At 63.9% G+C, this 17999-nt stretch carries 8 protein-coding genes; 1 reads left to right on the top strand and 7 read right to left on the bottom strand.

Annotated elements, in window-relative coordinates; translation table 11 throughout:
* Nucleotides 1-22 precede the first annotated feature (22 nt).
* Both LB536_RS11350 and LB536_RS11345 read right to left on the bottom strand, forming a co-directional pair.
* Nucleotides 23-2464 carry an FAD-dependent oxidoreductase gene (locus LB536_RS11350; RefSeq protein WP_224592009.1) on the bottom strand — a complete coding sequence of 814 codons (2442 nt, stop codon included), beginning with the start codon at nt 2462-2464 and terminating at the stop codon, nt 23-25.
* A gap of 76 nt (nt 2465-2540) precedes the next feature.
* The gene (locus tag LB536_RS11345; protein WP_224592005.1) at nt 2541-4079 is read right to left on the bottom strand and encodes a trimethylamine methyltransferase family protein; all 1539 of its coding nucleotides are present in this window, start codon (nt 4077-4079) and stop codon (nt 2541-2543) included.
* 215 nt (nt 4080-4294) lie between these two features.
* Between LB536_RS11345 and LB536_RS11340 the strand changes: the two genes are divergently transcribed.
* Nucleotides 4295-4885: a transglycosylase SLT domain-containing protein gene (locus LB536_RS11340; protein ID WP_140759041.1), complete on the top strand. Its 591-nt coding sequence runs from the start codon at nt 4295-4297 to the stop codon at nt 4883-4885.
* Nucleotides 4886-4910: 25 nt separating this feature from the next.
* On the opposite strand, the gene LB536_RS11335 is transcribed toward LB536_RS11340, so the two are convergent.
* The 5 genes from LB536_RS11335 to LB536_RS11315 all read right to left on the bottom strand — a co-directional run bounded on the left by LB536_RS11335 (nt 4911) and on the right by LB536_RS11315 (nt 17998).
* Nucleotides 4911-7631, bottom strand: a complete 2721-nt coding sequence (locus LB536_RS11335) for a dipeptide ABC transporter ATP-binding protein (protein WP_411966541.1) — start codon at nt 7629-7631, stop codon at nt 4911-4913.
* A 48-nt stretch (nt 7632-7679) separates the two neighbouring features.
* A complete protein-coding gene (locus tag LB536_RS11330; RefSeq protein WP_140759045.1) occupies nt 7680-8837 on the bottom strand; it encodes an ABC transporter permease in 1158 nt (385 codons plus the stop codon).
* Nucleotides 8838-8848: 11 nt separating this feature from the next.
* Nucleotides 8849-9883 carry an ABC transporter permease gene (locus LB536_RS11325; protein ID WP_140811970.1) on the bottom strand — a complete coding sequence of 345 codons (1035 nt, stop codon included), beginning with the start codon at nt 9881-9883 and terminating at the stop codon, nt 8849-8851.
* 150 nt (nt 9884-10033) lie between these two features.
* Nucleotides 10034-11692 carry an ABC transporter substrate-binding protein gene (locus LB536_RS11320; protein ID WP_224592004.1) on the bottom strand — a complete coding sequence of 553 codons (1659 nt, stop codon included), beginning with the start codon at nt 11690-11692 and terminating at the stop codon, nt 10034-10036.
* A gap of 252 nt (nt 11693-11944) precedes the next feature.
* Nucleotides 11945-17998 (bottom strand): translocation/assembly module TamB domain-containing protein, encoded by a 6054-nt coding sequence (locus LB536_RS11315; protein WP_224592000.1) that lies wholly within the window; start codon nt 17996-17998, stop codon nt 11945-11947.
* Nucleotide 17999 lies beyond the last annotated feature (1 nt).

Here is a 17999-nt window from a genome sequence, read left to right as displayed (position 1 = left end):
TGCCCTATGCGGGGATGCGCTCTCACCCCCGCATTCGTTCGAAATTCGCATCGAACAGCGGCGTCGCCTGCATGCGCGCAGCATGCCGCTTGCCCAGCAACTCGATCTCGAAGCCGTCGCTCTCGTCGGCGATCTCCTTCGGCACATAGCCCACAGCGACGGACTTCTTCGAATGATGGGCATAACCGCCCGACGTCACCCAGCCACGCACCGCGCCGCCGAACCAGATCGGCTCGTCGCCGATGACATCGGCATCATCGGCATCGACGATGAAGGCGCGCAGCCGCAGCTTGCCACCCTGTTTGCGCTCGGCCAGCGCCGCCGCCTTGCCGATGAAATCCGCCTCCTTGCCATAAGCGACGAAGCGGTCGAGCCCGGCTTCCAGCGGCCCGTAGATCGGCCGGTATTCGCGCCCCCATGAGCCATGGTTCTTCTCCAGACGCAGCGCGTTGAGCGCGCGCGAGCCGAACAGGCCGATGCCGAACTCTTCGCCCGCCGCCATCAAGGCGTTGAACGCCGCACGCTGATATTCCGGCGCCACCCAGATCTCGTAGCCGAGATCACCGGTGTAGCTGACGCGGCCGACCAGGCAAGGCGCCATGCCGATATCCATCTTGCCGATAGCCATGAAGGGAAACGCCGCATTCGATATGTCGCAGCGCGTGGCTTTCGCCAGCACGTCCCTCGCCTTGGGACCGGCGATCGACAGGCCGGTGAGCCTTTGCCCCAGCGCTTCGATGTGGACCGAGCCATCATCGGGCAGATGCTGCTCGAACCAGCGCATGTGATATTGCTCGGCAATGCCGGAGCCGGCCAGGAACCAGCCCCCTTCTTCCCGATCTTGAGGGCCCAGATTGGCCAGCGTGAAATCGCCGATCAGTCTGCCGTCTTCCTTGAGCAACGGTGCCAGGGTCATGCGACCGGGCTTCGGCAGCTTGCAGGCGAGCATCCGGTCGAGCCAGGCCGCCGCCCCCTCGCCCGTCACCTTGTATTTGGCGAAGCTCGATATCTCCGACAGGCCGACGCCTGAGCGCACCGCCGCGACTTCGGCGGCGACATGGGTGAAGTCGCTCGAGCGCCGCCATGAGAACTCGTCCTTGACGCCTTCCGGCGCGTACCAGAGCGGCACCTCCAGCCCGTAGGCGACGCCCCATTGCGCGCCCCTGGCCGACAACAGGTCATAGACGGGCGTCGTCTTCAGCGGCCGCCCGGCCGGCAGTTCCTCGTTGGGAAAGCGGATCGAAAAGCGCCGGGAATAGTTTTCGCGCACCTTGGCATTGGTGTAGGCCATGGTCGCCCAGTCGCCGTAGCGCGCCACGTCCATCGCCCAGATATCGGCGCCCGGATCGCCCTCGATCATCCAGTTGGACAGCGCCAGGCCAACGCCACCGCCCTGGCTGAAGCCGGCCATGACGCCACAGGCGACCCAGAAGCCCGGCAGGCCGCGCACCGGCCCAACCAGCGGGTTGCCGTCCGGCGCGAAAGTGAAGGGTCCGTTGATGATCTGCTTGATACCGGTGTTCTGGAAAGCCGGGAAATGCCGGAAGCCGACCTCGAGCGACGGCGCGATGCGATCGATGTCCGGCGCCAGCAATTCATGACCGAAATTCCACGGCGTCTGGTATTCTGACCACGGCTTGTTGGCCTTCTCGTAGGTGCCCATCAGCATGCCGCCGCGCTCCTGGCGCAGATAGAGCTCGCCGTCGAAATCGACCGCATGGATGACCTCGGTCCCGGTTTTCTGGTTCCAGGCAGCGACCTCCGGCATGTCCTCGGTGATCAGGTACATGTGCTCCATGGCGAGCACCGGCAGTTCGAGCCCGACCATGCGGCCGACCTCGCGCGCCCACAGGCCGCCGGCATTGACGACATGCTCGGCCACCACCTCGCCCTTGTTGGTGATGACGCGCCACATCCCGTCGGGACGGCGCACGATGTCCTCCACCTTGGTGAACCGTTCGATCTCGGCGCCCAGCTTTCGCGCCGCCTTGGCATAGGCATGCGTGACACCAGAGGGATCGAGGTGGCCGTCCTCCTTGTTGCGGACGGCGCCGACGAACTGGCTGGGGTCGAGCAGCGGCATCAGTTCGGCCGCCTCCTTCGGCGAGATTTCCTCCAGCTCGATGCCGAGATAACGGCCCTTGGCGACCACCCCGCGCAACCAGTCAAGTCGCGCCTCGGTTGCAGCCAAAAGCACGCCACCGGTCAGGTGGACGCCGGTCGCCTGGCCCGACAGCTCCTCGATCTCCTTGTAAAGGTTGATGGTGTATTTCTGCAGCTTGGCGACGTTGGGGTCGCCATTGATCGTGTGCATGCCGCCGGCCGCGTGCCAGGTCGAGCCGGAGGTCAGCTCGTCGCGCTCCAGCAGCACGATGTCGGTCCAGCCATGGCGGGCGAGGTGGAACAGCACGGAACATCCGACGACACCGCCGCCAATGACCACGACCTTTGCATGCGATTTCATGAATTTTTCTCTGATGTCAACGAGTTGGATGGGTGATGTGAATCGGGATGGGAAGTGCCTCGCGTCGACGCTAAAGTCACGGCTCGCCCTGCCCGATCGCCTCGCGCCGCTTGGCAATGTAAGCCTCGAGCTCCTCGCGCACGGCAATGTCCATTGCCGGCTCGACATAATCCTCCAGCGCCTTCTTCCACAGCCGCGTCGCGCGCGCGGTTGCGTCGAGACCGCCGGCCTCCTGCCAGGCTTCGAAATTCTGCCAGTTGGAGAGCATCGGCTGGTAGAAGGCGGTCGCATAGCGCTCCAGCGTGTGCGGCTCGCCGAAGAAATGGCCGCCGGTCGGCACCGCGCCCAATGCCTCGACGGCAAGCTCGGCCTCGTCGACCACGATCGGGCGCAAAAACTCCATCATGTGCTGGATCATCTCGACGTCGATGATGAATTTCTCGAACGACGCCGTCAGCCCGCCCTCCTGCCAGCCGGCGGCGTGGTAGACGAGATTGCCGTGGCCGAGCACCGCCCCCCACAGCGCCATCAGCGTCTCATAGGCGCCTTGTGCGTCGGCGGCGTTGGAGGCCGAGCCCGGTGTCGTCCGGTATGGTAGGCCATAGCGCCGCGCCAACTGTCCCGAGGCGATGTTGGCCTTGGTGTTTTCGGGCGTGCCGAAGGCCGGCGCGCCCGACTTCATGTCGACATTGGACGTGAAGGCGCCGTACATCACAGGCGCGCCCGGACGCACGAGTTGCGTCAGCACAACGCCGAACAGCGCCTCGGCATTCTGCTGCGCCAGGGCGCCGGCCAGCGTCACCGGGCTCATCGCACCCATCAGCGTGAACGGTGTCACCGCCACCGACTGGCCGTACTCGGCCATGGTCATCAGCCCCTCTGCCATCATCTCGTCGAAGCGGCGCGGCGAGTTGACCGAGATGATGGTGGCGATGCCGGGATCATCGCGCATCTGATCCAGTGTCAGCCCGCGTGAAATCGCCATCATCTCGATGCCGTCCAGAGCCCTGCCCCGACCGATCGCCGAGACATGGAAACTCTTGTCGGTCAGCGTCAGATTGGTGAAGTAGGTGTCGAGGTGGCGTGAGTTGGCCGGCAGCTCGACCGGCGCGCAGACCTGGTTGCCAAGCATGTGGACGCAGTTGAAATGCTGCGCCAGGCGGGTGAGATCGGCATAGTCGCGCAGATTGCCGGCGCGGCGGCCGCGCTCCATGTCGTGCACATTGGGAGGACCGGCTACAAGCGTGAAATTGATGGTGTTGCCGCCGAGATGGATTGACTTGGCCGGGTTGCGTGGGGTCAGCGTATAGTCTGACCGCGTGGTCTTCAGCGCCTCATCGATCATGCCGCGATCGACACGCACATTGGCCGAGGCGTGATCGACCTTGGCGCCGGCCTTCTCGAACAGCGATAGCGCACGCGGGCTCATCACCTCGATACCGAAATTCTCCAATATGTGCATCGACGCCTGATGGATCGCCTCGATCTGGTCTGATGACAACAACGCCATCGGCGGATAGGGATTCGTCACCCGCCTGGGCGGCAGCTGCGCGATAGGCGCTGGGCCTCTGTTGCTGGTGCGCTCGGCGCCGCGCTTGCGTCTTGGTTCGGTCATGCCGGCATCAAAGCTTCGGCAGCGCGGCCGGTCTGTCAGAAATACGCCGCTTGCCGGCGTGATTTTAGCCAAGGCGGCATATCTGCAATGTCTGTTTAGAAAAAGCGACAATCGGCGTCGGAATACCGATACGGCATTTTCCATCTGCTGGTGCCGGCGAAGCCTTAACGACGGTAGCAAGATTCCCTTTATGATTTCGGCCTATTGCTCCTCACATGCGTAGGTCGAGTTTTAGTAAAATTGTAGCAGTTTGCGCGCTGTTGGCGCTTTCGGCTTGCGCCACCGCGCCCAGCCACATCAACAATGTCTGCGCCGTCTTCGACCAGAATGACGGCTGGTTTGACAATTGGCAGTCGGCGGCCGAGCGCGCATCCCAGAAATACGGCGTGCCGGTGCCAGTGCTGATGGCCACCGTGCGCAAGGAGTCCGGCTTCAAGAGCAACGCCCGGCCGCCGCGTACAAAGCTGCTCGGCTTCATCCCCTGGAAACACGTCTCGTCGGCCACCGGCTTCTCGCAGGCGCTGGACGGCACCTGGTCGCAATATCAGAGCGAGACCGGCAATTGGGCGGCACGGCGAACGAAATTCGCCGACGCCGTCGACTTCGTAGGCTGGTATCATTCCAAGACATCAGACAGCTACGGCGTCGCGCGCAACGACACCTACAACCTCTATCTCGCCTACTATCTCGGCTGGACCGCCTATGGCCGAGGCAATCGTGGCGATGCCGGGGTACAGGGCTATGCACGGGCCACCGACAAGATGGCCCGCGATTATGCACAGCAACTGAGCCAGTGCGGCAACTAAAGTGTTGCCGCAACGGTCGTGGCTTTCAGCGCGGCTTCTTGCCGAACACCTTGATGTATTCAGCCTCGCCGCCCTTGGCTAGCGCCTTTGCCTGCTTGACCCAGTCCTCGCGCTCGATACGGCCGTGGAATCTCAGATGATCGTCAACCCACTCGCGCTCTGCCTTCTTCCATGCGGCGACCTGGGCGTAGGTGAAGATGCCGAGACCATTGAGGATGCCCTCCGTCTTCGGGCCGACGCCGGAGATCAGCTTGAGGTCATCGGATTTGGCAGGCTTGGCGATGCCGGACGGGCGGTTCTTGTCGACATTTGCGCCGGCCAGACGGGTCTGCCTCGCCGCCGGCTCAGCAATTGGAGCCACGCGTGCGTTCTCCGCCTGGCGGCCGTCTCCAAGCGTCCTTGGCGTGAACGGCGCGGAGGTGGCGTTGGCGGGCTTCGGAGAGGCATCGCCGGTCTCGGAGACGTCGTCCCGAACTTCGTGCCGGCGGGCCCGTGAAACGGCTTCGGCCTCCTCGGCGGCCTCCCCCGCGGTGTCGGCTTCCGCACTGGCCGTCTTGCCATGCGGCCGGTCGGGCGGAGTTCCGGCAAAGCCCGGACCGTCGCCATGGGGCGCATCATCCGGCACGCCCTCATTGGCGGCGTGTTCCTTGTCGAATTTGATCACCGGCTCCATGGTCTTGAGCACTTCGTCGGAAAGCCAGCACAGGCTCATATGGCCGTCGCCGAGGTTCTTGACCGGCGGCACCTTGGTCTCGCATAGATTGTCCGGCACCAGCTTCTTGTAGCCGCAGCGTGTCTGGAACGGGCAGCCGGACGGCGGGTTCATCGCCGAGGGGATGTCGCCTTCCAGCACGACATGTTTCTTGACCACGCTGGTGTCGGCAATCGGGATCGCCGACAGCAGCGCCTCGGTATAGGGGTGGTAGGGCGGTGCGAAGATCTGGTCGGTCGTGCCCTGCTCGACGATATAGCCGAGATACATGACGACGACGCGGTCGGCGATGTAGCGCACGACGGAGAGATCGTGGCTGATGAACAGCATCGTCGTCTTGTTCTTGCGCTGGATGTCCATCAGCAATTCGGTCACCGCCGCCTGCACCGAGACGTCGAGCGCCGAAACCGGCTCGTCAGCCACCACCACCTTGGCGTCACCCGCGAAGGCGCGTGCCACACCGATACGCTGTTTCTGGCCACCGGAGAGTTGGCGCGGCTTGCGGGTCTCGAAGGCACGCGGCAGCTTCACCAGGTCGAGCAGTTCCAGCATGCGTTTGCGCCGGTCGGCGACCGTCTTGCCGACATTGAATTTTTCCAGCGTGCGGATGATCTGCGATCCGACCGAATGGCTGGGGTTGAGCGTGTCGAATGGATTCTGGAACACCATCTGGATCGACGACACGGTGTCGACGCTGCGGCTCTCGATGCCGGTCGACTGGATTTCCTTGTTGCCCAGCGTCACGCTGCCGGAACTGGCCGTCTCCAGCCCGAGCAGCACCTTGGCCAGGGTCGACTTGCCGCAGCCGGATTCGCCGACGATGGCGACCGTCTCGGATTCGCGCGCCATGAACGAGATCGTCTCGTTGGCCTTGACGACACGGCCCTCGCTCGAGCCGAACACCTCGCTGCCGCCGACCTTGTAGTATTTCCGGAGGTCCTCGATCTTGAGCACCGGCGCGCCGGGGACGACACGTTCGTTGACCTTCTTGGCGCCGGGCGGCAGGGCTTCCCAGTCGATCTCGTTGAAGCGCACGCAGCGCGAGAAATGGCCTTCGTGTCCCGGAACCTCGATCATCGGGATCTCGGCGGCGTTGCAGACGCCCTCGACGAAATGGTGACAGCGCGGGCCGAAATTGCAGCCCTTCGGCCGCTCGTGCGGCAGTGGCAATTGGCCGGGGATAGAGATCAGTGGCCGCGAGTTCTTGTCCGCGCCCGGCAGCGGGATCGAACGGAACAGCCCTTGCGTATAGGGGTGGCGCATCCGGTCGAAGACGTCCTTGATCTTGCCGGTCTCTACCGCCTCGCCCGAATACATCACCGTGATGCGGTCGCAGGTTTCCAGGATGAGGCCGAGATTGTGCGAGACGAAGATCATCGAGGTGCCGAACTTCTCGCCGAGACCCTTGACCAGATCGACGATGCCCGCCTCCACGGTCACATCGAGCGCGGTGGTCGGCTCGTCGAGCAGAAGCAGCGCCGGCTTCGACAGCAGCGCCATGGCGATGACGATGCGCTGCTGCTGGCCGCCGGAAAGTTGGTGCGGATAGGAGCGCATCATGCGCTCGGGATCCGGAAGCTTGACCGAGCGCACCATTTCGAGCGCTCTGGAATAGGCCTCTTCCTTCGACACCTTGTCGTGGATCAGCGGCACTTCCATCAGCTGCTGGCCGATCTTCATCGCCGGATTGAGGCTGGCCATCGGCTCCTGGTAAATCATGGCGATCTTGTTGCCACGGATGGCGCGCAGCTCCTCGTCGGAGAGCTCGCCCATGTCCTTGCCCTGGAACTTGATCTTGCCGCCGACGATCTTTCCGATGTTGGACAGGTCGCGCATGATGCCGAGCGACACGGTCGACTTGCCGCAGCCGGATTCACCGACGATGCCCATCGCCTCGCCCGGCATGACCGTGCAGGAAAAATCCATCACGGCCGGTATTTCGCCCTTGCGGGTGAAGAAGGAGATCGACAAGTTCTCGATCTCGATGATCGGCCCATTGGTCGGCTTGGCGGGATTTCGAACTGCCTCGTTCATGGGTCGCTCCAATCCAAATTATACCAGATGCGGGTCAAGACCCGTCAATCAGTCTTTCATCGATTGCTCGCGCAGCGAATCGGCCAACAGGTTGAGCCCCAGCACGAACGACATCAGCGCGATCGTCGGCGGCAGCGCCGGGTGGATGAAGGAGCGCAGCAATCGGCTGGCATCCTTGATCGCGGTGCCCCAGTCCGGGCTCTCGGGCGCAAGGCCGAGGCCGAAATAGCCCAGCGTGCCGAGCAGGATCGTGGTGTAGCCGATGCGCAGGCAGGCATCGACGATCAGCGGACCGCGTGCATTGGGCAGGATCTCCCACAGCATGATGTACCAGGGTGATTCACCGCGCGTTTGCGCCGCCGCCACATAGTCGCGAGTCTTGATATCCATGGTCAGGCCGCGCACGATGCGGAACACGCCGGGGCTGGAGGCGAACACCACAGCCACGAAGATGTTGAGCTGATTGGGATCGATGTGGACGATGTGCAGCGGATCCCTGTCGAAGACGAGGCCGAGGTAGATCCAGCCGCCTATGATCAGCGTCAGACCAAGCAGGATGTAGATCCGGTCGGGCCGGTTCTTGTAGCGGGTCCAGAACAGCACGCTGAAAAAGATGATCGGAAACAGGAAGAAGACACCCGCCAGCGCATAGGGGATTGGCGTGTCCATGATGCCCGGCGTCACCAGCAGGTAGAACAGCAGAATCACCGGGAAAGCCAGCACCAGGTTGGCCAGGAACGACAGGACGGAATCGATCTTGCCGCCGTAATAGCCGGCCGGCAGGCCGAGCGTGATGCCGACCATCAGCGCGAAACCCGTCGCGGCGGGCGCGATGATCAGCACGATCTGGCTGCCATAGACCATGCGCGAGAACACGTCGCGCGCCAGCTTGTCGCCGCCGAAGAGATAGACGAGCCCCGATTGCGGTTCGATGGCGCCGGGTAGCGTGTCCTTCATGATCGGGATCTGGCCGAGCGGATCGAAAGGCGAGATGGTCGAGGCGAAGATCGCCGTGAACAGCCAGAACAGGCAGATGAAGACGCCCGCCATGCCGACGCCGCTGTCGAACAGCTGGCCATAGAGGGCCAGCTTCTTCTTGTAGAGAAAGCTCGCGCCCATGACGATGGCGAGCGCGACCCAAACCGGCCAGAAGCGCCAAAGCACTTCGAGGATGATGGTGGAGGCGCCGATATATTGAGCTTGCATGCGCCTTCTCCCTACTGAACGCGGATGCGCGGATTGAGGAACGCGTAGCCGACGTCGGAAATGAGCTGGGTGATCAAGACGATGAACACCGAGACCAGCGAACAGCCGAGCAGAAGATCGATGTCGTTGTTGCCGGCGGCCTCGACCAGCGTATAGCCGAAGCCCTGGTAGCGGAACATCACCTCGACGATGACGACGCCGGTGAGCAGCCAGGGGAACTGCAGCATGATCACGGTGAACGGGGCGATCAACGCGTTGCGCAGCGCGTGCTTGACCACCACGCTTTTGAAGGAAAGCCCCTTCAGGCGTGCCGTGCGGATATATTGCTGCGTCATCACCTCGACCATCGAGGCGCGCGTCATGCGCGCGATGTAGCCGATGCCGTAGATCGCCAGGGTGATCACCGGCAGCGTGAAATTGTAGAAAGTGATGCCCTGGCTTGCCGAGGCGGCGGAACCGTTCAGCCAGCCGAGCCAGGAGGCGAAGACGACGGTGAAGATGACGCCCGACACATATTCAGGTGTCGCCGTCGAGGCGATCGAGGCGACCGACAGCACGCGGTCGGTGCGCGAGCCCTCGCGCATACCGGCAAGAATGCCGATCAGCAGCGAAACCGGCACCATCACCGCCAGCACCCAGAACATCAGGATGCCGGTGGCGCCGAGCGCCGGGAACAACTTGGCCCCAACCGTGGTCTTGAACTTGGTCGAACAGCCAAAATCACCCTCGATGACGCCGGTGAATGTCGGCACCGTCGGGTCGTTGCAGAAGGAGAAACGCTGCGTCGTCTTCCCGGTCGCCGGATCCGTGATCGGCTGCTTGGGCAAGACGCCGAGCCACTGGCCGTAGCGGACGAAGAAGTTCTGGCGGTAGCCGTGATTGACCAGCCAGCTTTCGAGCTGCTCGGCCGATGTGTGCATTTCGGTCTGGCTGATCGCCAGCTTCTTAAGATTGGGTTCGAGATTGACGAGGAAGAAAACGACCAGCGTCAGGCACAGCATCGTGAGCAGAATAGTGCCGATGCGTCTGATGATGAATGAGAACATTGTGCCCCCCTGCCGGCCGGGTTGGGGTCAGATATGGTCAACCCTGTTTCGAAAACCTTGTGACGTCACGCCGCCGCTGCATCCAGTGCAACGGCGACGATCCTGCGAATACGAGGGGCCAATGGCCCCTCGTATCCGTCAAGCTGTGGGTCACGCCTGATCGAGCCAGACCTTGCCGAAGTCGTGCTCGTAGGTGGGGTGCATCGAGTGGTTCTTCACCTCGGGCTTGATGTTGATGTAGAGCTTGCGCCAGTAAGGCTGGATGATGATGCCGGACTCCTGCAGCATCGTCTCGATGTCCTTCATCACCACCTTGCGCTTCTCCGCATCGGCGATGCCGAGTGCCTCGTTGACCTTCTTGTCGAAGTCCGGATTGGCATAGGCCGTCTCGTTCCAGGCTTCGCCGGAGCGGTAGGCGATGGCAATGACCTGGATGCCAAGCGGACGCATGTTCCAGTTGGTCTCCGAGAACGGGTACTTCGTCCAGTCGTTCCAGAAGGTCGAGCTCGGCAGCACGGTGCGCTTCACCTTGATACCGGCCTCGCGCAGCTGGGCCGCGATCGCGTCGGTGGTGTTCTTGTGGTAGTCCTCGTCATTGCTGATCAGCTCGTGCTCGAAATCGATCACGCCGGCTTCCGTCAGCATCTGCTTGGCCTTGGCCATGTCGCGCTTGATCTTCGGCAGTTCGACATATTCCGGATGGATCGGCGCGACATGGTGGTTTTCGGCCGGCGTGCCGGCATTGCCGTAGCCGAGCTGCAGCACCACCGAATTGTCCACGGCAAGACACATCGCCTGCCGCACCTTCTGGTCGCCATAGGGCTTGGCATTGACGTTGAAGCGAGAGACCACGGTTGCCGCGGTCACGACTTCCGATGCCGGCGCGCCGACGCCTTCGATGATCTTGACGTAATCGGCCGTGGTTTCGTGGTTGGTCTGCACTTCGCCCGATTCGAAGGCCGAAACCGTCGCGGCCGGATCGGTGCCATAGTCGATGAACTCGACGCCATCGAGGAAGGCCTCGCCCTGCCACCACTTGCCGGTCGTGCGGCGCTTGTAGACCACCTTCTGGCCGACATCATAGGAGACGAGCTCGAACGGACCGGTGCCGATCGGGCAGTTCTTGAAGTTCGCGCCCTTCTCATCGAAGGTCTTGTGGACGACGAGGCCGGGATAGTCGCACAGGTTCGGGATGATGGCGATGTCGGGCTTCGACAGCTTCAACTTGACGGTCATGTCGTCGACCTTGACCACGGACCCTTCGCGCAACTTCTTGGTCTTCTCGTCGACGAGGCTGCCAAGGCGTCCCGGCATCGAGTTGCCTGCTGCGTTCTTGTCAGCCCAGCGGGTGAAATTGTAGACCACGTCATCGGCTGTGAACTTGTCGCCGTTGTTCCATTCGACGCCCGGCCGCACATGCAGTGTGTATTCGGTGGCGTCGTCGTTGATGTCCCAGCTTGCCAGGAGATAGGGCGCGAAGGTGTACTCCTTGGTGTATTTCACCAGCGGCTCGAGCGCCTGGCGCTCGGCATTGGCAATTTCCGACCAATCCGCCGTGCGCGGATCCTTGGGATCCTTGATCGACATCGCCACCTTCAGCACGCCGCCCTTCTTGCCCTTGACGTCCTCGGCCTTGGCCGGGGTCGGAGCGGCTAGGCCGAGCAGGCCGTAGGCCATGGCCGTCGACGCGCCGAAGATGCTGGCGAGCGCGAGGAATTCGCGGCGATCGACCTTGCCCGACTTGGCTTCTTCGGCCATCGCCAGGATGTGATCCGGAACGCTGTCGCCGTTGCTCTTATAGATTGTCATGACTAACTCCCATTGTTGGCTTTCCGCCGATTAACATTCCGCATCCGGGCCATGATGTCAAAGACGGCGTGGATTGGGAACATGTTAGCGAATGTGCAACTTTGGGAGGGGAGCGGTTCGCGCGATAGCGACAGTCTTGGCGCAAAATTGCTAGTGCGCCCAGATTTCGCCAAAATCTCTTTTGGCGATTAAACTGAGACATTCGCACCGGTTACGACAGCGCCAGTTGCGGCCATGACGAGGGCCAGACCCTCAGTATTCCTTCTCGTAAAATATGCCGCCCTTGGCTTCGCCGGCATCCGTCGCCTCACCGCGCAATTTGACGCCGCGCCCGACATTGAGGTCGATGGTCGCCTTGCCTGAACCCGGCTTGTCGCCCTTCTGGATCGTCACATAGGTGCGGTCGTTCAGGTACTTGCCGGCCGAGACCGCTGTGCCACCCTTCTCATCGGTGGTGACGTCGAGATCGTCGACGCCAATGGCGCCGCGCAGATTCTCCAGCAGCGACGTAGAGCCGCCGACACCAGCCAGTTGCCCGGCCGCTTCGGCCAGCTGCGCGATCTGCAGCGGCGAAAGGTTCGACATCGACCGCCCGAAGATCAGTTGCGCCAGCACTTCATCTTCCGGCAGCGCCGGCACCGAACTGAAGGTGAATTTCGGATTGGTCGCCTCGCCCGAGACCACGATGGTGACGGTTGCGCCGGTCGTGGTCGTCGTCGCGGTCAGGTTGAGATAGGGCACCAGCGAGCCGGAGAACCCGACCGTGCCTTCGGTGAAGGTCAGCCGCTTGCCAAGGATCGACAGCCGGCCGCGCTGCAAGGTGAAGGTGCCGACGGCTTGCGGCGACGAGGCTGGGCCGGTCAGTTTGAGCGAGCCGCCGAGTTCGGCGTCGACACCCCTGCCCTGGATGAAGATCTGGTTCGGCGCATTGACCGTGACGTCGAGCGCAAGACCGCTGCCGCCGCTCTTGCCGCTGGTCGTCGCCGGGCGCAGCGCCTTGTCCTGCGCCCTGACCGGGCCGGGCGCATTCTTGTGCTTGACGTCGAGCGCCGAGAGCGAGCCCGGCAGTTTGTCTGGAACCGTGATGACGGTCTTGGCCAGATTGACTGTGCCGGCAATCGACGGTGCCGAAGTCAGAGGCCCCTTGATCGTCAGGTCGCCGCCAAGGTTGGCGGTCACCACGCGTCCATCCGTGTAGCGGCCATCGGTGAGCTTGATCGACAGGTCGGCCGGGAACCCTTGCGCCGGATTGATGCCGACCGTACCGCTGGCCGACAGGCTGCCGCGCGTCGACAGCGTTCCGGTCAACCGATTGATCCTGGCGACGCCGTTGCCTATCGAGACATCGGCCGCGATATCGTTGACGGCAAGGCCCGAGCGTGCGTCGACCAGCCGCGCGCCCGAGGTTTTGACGCTGCCGCCGATCACGGGCGATGTCGCCGGACCGCGCACCTGAACATTGACGTTGGCATTGCCGGTCAACGACAGGCCCTGTGCGGCAAGCTTCTCACTGAGCAGGCCGAATGGCGCGGCACCGTTGAAGTCGAGCGCCAGCGCCGGCGTGCCCGCTGTCGTCACCGTGCCGCCGCCCTTGAGGCCAAGGCCAGCCCCGTCGCTGATATTGGCGTTGAAGGCCAGCTTGTTGCCAGCAAAGGTGCCGGACGAGGAAACACTGACCGCGCCGACGCCCGCGCCCCGGGTCTGCGATGTCTGCACGCCGGCCGCGTCTATGTTGAAGGCAACGGCGGGGCTCGCTGGTGCGCCAGTCATCTTCACCGTGCCGGAGATGGAACCCGCGGCATCGAGCCCGGGCGAGAAACTGTTGGCGAGCGACATCGGCACGCGCGCCAGCACAGCATTGATGTCGAGCGCCTGCCCGACCTTGCCGGTTACCGTCGCGGTGCCGCCGCCAAGGTTGAGCACCAGCCTGTCCAGCGTCGTCGTGCCGTTGGCGATGCTGACGGTCGAGGCCTGGGCGATGGCCGCCTTGATTCCCTGGACGGTCGCCTGCCCCGAAGCGAGCTCGATGGTGGTGGTGCCGCCGGCCACCTTCACGCGGCCCGCCGCCTTGGCCGGAATGCCCTTGACCGTCGCGCCGCCGGAGAAGCCGGTCCAGTCGCCATCGCGCTTGAGGTCGACATCGATGCCGCTGATCACGGTGCCGCCCGATGTGACGGTGTCGGCTCGGATCTTGCCGGAGATGACTGGCGCGCCGAGATAGTTGGCGATCAGCGCATCGATGGAAACGGCTTTCGCCTGGAGATCGCCACGCGTGATCGAGGCGGTAGCCGCCTTGATGGCGACTTGGGGTGCCGCGCCTTTCCTGGAGAAGGCGATCGTGCCGCGCACGTCGCCTTCCGCCTTTTCCAACGCCAGCGCGGCGAGCGGGCCGATATCGGGCAGGTCGAGCGAGATGGAGCCTTCAGGCACGAACTTGTCGTCCAGTGCCAGATCGCCGGAGATCCTGTTTTTGCCCAGCGACAGAAGCAGGCCGTTGATGGCGCTCTTGCCGCCGGCGGTTGCCAGCACGGCACTCCCCTGCAGCGCCTGGCCGGCGACAATGCCGGTGAGCTGCACATTGGCCGCCGGGTTGGCGGCATCGGCCTTGCCGGTGGCGGTGAGCTTCAATCCGGTGATCTCGCGCGATGCCACCGAGAGCTTGTCGCTGTTGACGGTAAGCGACAGGTCCGGTGCCATGGTCGGCCCTTGCGCGCTGAGCGCGAAAGCTATGGCGCCCCTGGCATCCTTCGACAATGGCGAGATGTCGCTTAGCGTCCCCCTGATGTCGGCGGTCACTTTGTTTTCGGCAAGGCTTGCCTGCCCGTCGGCGCTCAGCGCGCCCGAAGTCAGTTTCAATCCACCCAGGTTGAGATTGCCGTTGGGCTCGCGCTTCAGCGTGGCGCTTATCTCGGCGCGGTCGCCAAGCATGCCGCGTGCCGCCGCTGGCAAGGCCGATGATGGCGCATCCGCCTTCAGGTTGAGGTCGATGGCACCGTCACGCAGCGATACCTGGCCGGCGACCTGGCTGCTGAGGGCATCGCTTTTCAGCGAGCCGCTGTCGATGGCGACGGCGTCGGCGCTCAGCCGGGCGTTGAGCGCCGCCGTGACCTTGCCCGCCATGAGTGGCGCGATCGTTGGATTGTCGAGCCCAACCTTGTCCACCGACACCGTTCCGGAAACCGGCCCGGCGCGATTCCTAAGATCGAACGCATCCGAGTGCAGCGTCAGGGTAAGTCCGTCCACCTTCGCAGGGTTGGTGACGACCGAGGGCAGGATCGCGGAAAGGCCCAGCCGGGCATGCGTGCTTTCACCCGCAATTTTTGCCGACACTGATCGGACCTCGATCTTGACCGGACTCTCGGCGCTTCCGACCGTCAGCGGCAGGCTGGGGCCGGACGAGGTCAGATCGATCGCGAAATCGTTGGCCCCATTCGGGTTGATGGTGCCGGCGGCCTGGCCGGAGACCTTGTCGCCGGAGAGGGTGGCATGGTCGACCGCGACGCCGCCGGCAATCGTGTAGCTGCCGACCGCATCGACGGCGAGCGGTCCGAGCCCTGCCTGTCGCGTCTGGCTGGTCTCGGCGCCGGCCAGTTTCGCGTTGAACCGGATGTCGGGAGACGCCGGCGCTCCGCTCACTTCAGCGATACCGTCAAGCGTTCCCGCGGCATCCAGGCCCGGCAAAAACGCATTGGCAAGGGCGGCAGGCAAAGCGGAAACCTGTGCCGCAAGATCGAGCGTCTCGCCGGCGCTGCCCGACAGCGCCACCTTGCCGCCGCCAATATCGAGCGCCAGCTTGTCGATCTTGGCCGTGCCGTCGGCGATGGTCAGAGCCGACGGTTCGGCAATCGCCGCCCTGATGCCGCGAATGGTGGCTTCGCCCGAGGCGATCTCGACGCTGGTGGTGCCCTCGGCGATCTTCACCCGACCGGCAGCGGTCGCCGGAATGCCCGCGATCGTGGCGCCGCCGGTGAAATTGGTCCAGTCGCCGTCGCGCTTGAGATCGACGCCGATGCCGCCGATTTCGGTGCTTCCCGAAGTGACCGCATCGGCCTTGATGGTGCCCGAGATCGCCGGCGCCTTGAGATAATTGGCGACCAGCGCATTGATGGCGATCGCCTTGGCCTTCACCTCGCCGCGCGCGACAGACGTGCTCTTGGCATCGATGGCAATGGAAGGCGCGTCGCCATCCTTGGCGAACAGGATGGTGCCGTTGATGTCGCCGGTCACCGCCTGGCCGGCGAGCGCGGCCAACTGGTCGATGGCAGGCGCGGCGAGCGTCAACGTGCCCAAGGGCATGAACTTGTCGTCGAGCGCCAGATCACCTGAGACCTTGTTGTCGCCCAGCGAAACAAGGAAGCCGTTGATCGAACGCTTGCCCTCGCTGGTCAACAGTGCCGCCCTGAGGTCGAGCGGCTGGTCGTTGACGGCACCGGTCAGCGAGACGTTGGCGGAAGGGTTCGTTATGTCGGCCTTGCCGCTCGCGGTCAGCTTGATGGCCTTCACCGTGCGGCCCGAAGCGGTCAGGCTGTCGCTGTCGGCGCTAACAGTGAAATCCGGCGCGGTGATCGCGCCGGTGGCCGACAGCGCGAAATCGACCCCGCCGGCAACCGGCACGCCGACCGTCGGCGACAACACCGAAACGTCACCCAATTTGCCCTTGATGTCGGCCTGGATGTCCGTGCCTTGCATGCTGGCCGTACCGCTGGCGCTGAGCGATCCCGAAGTGAGTTCGATGGAATTCGCGGCGAAGGAACCTTGCGGATCGCGCGATGCGGTGGCCGAGAATTTTACCCGCCCGCCGAGCACCGAGGCGATCTGCTGCGGGAACGCGGTCGCCACGGCATCGGCGTTCATTTTGAGCTGCATCGACATGTCGGCGAGCGCTACCGTCGCCGTCAGCGACGCATTGAGCGCATCGGAGCGCAGCGTACCTTGATCGATGGCAATAATGGCGTCCTTGCTGATTGAACCGGCCAGATCGACGTTGACCTTGCCGGTGATCAGCGGCGCCAACGTCGCGACGTCGGTTTTCAGGCCGCCCGCCTCCAGCTTGACGGCAACCGGGCCGGCGCGATTCTGGATATCGAAACCATCGGAATGGATCTGCGCCGCCAGATCGTCCAGCCGCGTGCCGCCGACGACGATCGAAACGAACGAGGCGCCGATGTCGACGATCGGCGCCTTGCCGTCGCCGAAGGCGCGCGCGGTGGCGTTCTTGATCGCGAGCGTGATCGGCTGCGCCTTGCTGCCGACGCTGATCACCACGGGCGGGCCCTTGGCGGCGAGTTCGACCGACAGGTCGCTGGCGCCGGCAGGATCGGCAATGCCGGAGGCGGTGCCGTGCACCGCATCGCTCTCGATGCTGGCCCGGTCGATGCTGATGCCGCCAGCGGATGTGGCGGTGCCCGCGACATCGAAGCTGGTCTTGCCGGCGAACAGCGACTTCAGGTTTTCCGGCAGGAAGCGCGCAAAATCACCGTCGCCCTTCGCCTCGACATGATTGCCCTTGTCGGTGAGTTGGTGCCGGCCGGTGAGTTGGGTGACGATCCGATGGTCGACGAGGAAGGTGCCGACGCCACTCCAGTTGGCAAGCGGCCCGCTGCCCGAAACCACGATGTCGACCGGTGGCGTATCCTGCAGCTTGAGCAGGTTCGCAATGATGCCGCCGGCCGGTTCCGACGCCTTGAGGTCGAGGTCCAGCTTGTTGTCGGCGGGTGCGAAATGGATCTTGGCGTCGACATTGCCCTGTTTGCCGTCGCGGCGGGTGACGTTGAGCACCGTCTGGACCGCCAGTGGCGCGGCATCGGCCTTGAGCATTCCGTTGGCCGCGAGCTCGGCGATGCCGCTGCCGGCCAGCTGCTCGCCAAGCGCGATTTCCGGCAGGTCGATCTGCTTGATGTCGATGGAGACCGGCAGCGTCGTGCCCCTTTGCGCCGGCGGCCGCGTGCCGGCCACCGGCAGGCGCGCCAGTTCGATGCGTTCGGCCGCGATGCGGTCGGCGCTGAAGCTTTTCGACAGCAGCGCCGTGGGTGACCAGTCGACGGCCACCTTGCGCGCCACCAGCCAGGCGCCTTCGCGATCCTCCAGCACGACATGGTCGACGCTGAGATTACCCGACCAGATGCCGTCGATGCCGCTGACGGTGACCTTTCGGTCGTCGCTCGAGGCCAGCCGCGAAATGATGCCGGCGAGGTTGTCGCGCCCGCGCTCGGTCTTGGTCAGCACGACCAGCGCGCCGATCGCACCCGCGACCACGATCAGCAGGGTGTAAAGGACAATGCGAAGGATGCGCCAGACCGTCTTCATC

This window comes from Mesorhizobium sp. ES1-3 (genome assembly GCF_020164795.1).
Taxonomy (GTDB): Bacteria; Pseudomonadota; Alphaproteobacteria; order Rhizobiales; family Rhizobiaceae; genus Mesorhizobium.
The sequence above is the reverse complement of the archived record's forward strand: the minus strand, read 5'-3'. Positions and strand labels throughout refer to the sequence as shown.

Excerpts from the sequence above, each read along its gene's own strand:
- LB536_RS11320 (WP_224592004.1), bottom strand. The coding sequence starts at position 11,692 with ATGACAATCTATAAGAGCAACGGCGACAGCGTTCCGGATCACATCCTG.
- LB536_RS11340 (WP_140759041.1), top strand. The coding sequence starts at position 4,295 with ATGCGTAGGTCGAGTTTTAGTAAAATTGTAGCAGTTTGCGCGCTGTTG.
- LB536_RS11335 (WP_411966541.1), bottom strand. The coding sequence starts at position 7,631 with ATGAACGAGGCAGTTCGAAATCCCGCCAAGCCGACCAATGGGCCGATC.
- LB536_RS11350 (WP_224592009.1), bottom strand. The coding sequence starts at position 2,464 with ATGAAATCGCATGCAAAGGTCGTGGTCATTGGCGGCGGTGTCGTCGGA.
- LB536_RS11330 (WP_140759045.1), bottom strand. The coding sequence starts at position 8,837 with ATGCAAGCTCAATATATCGGCGCCTCCACCATCATCCTCGAAGTGCTT.
- LB536_RS11325 (WP_140811970.1), bottom strand. The coding sequence starts at position 9,883 with ATGTTCTCATTCATCATCAGACGCATCGGCACTATTCTGCTCACGATG.
- LB536_RS11315 (WP_224592000.1), bottom strand. The coding sequence starts at position 17,998 with ATGAAGACGGTCTGGCGCATCCTTCGCATTGTCCTTTACACCCTGCTG.
- LB536_RS11345 (WP_224592005.1), bottom strand. The coding sequence starts at position 4,079 with ATGACCGAACCAAGACGCAAGCGCGGCGCCGAGCGCACCAGCAACAGA.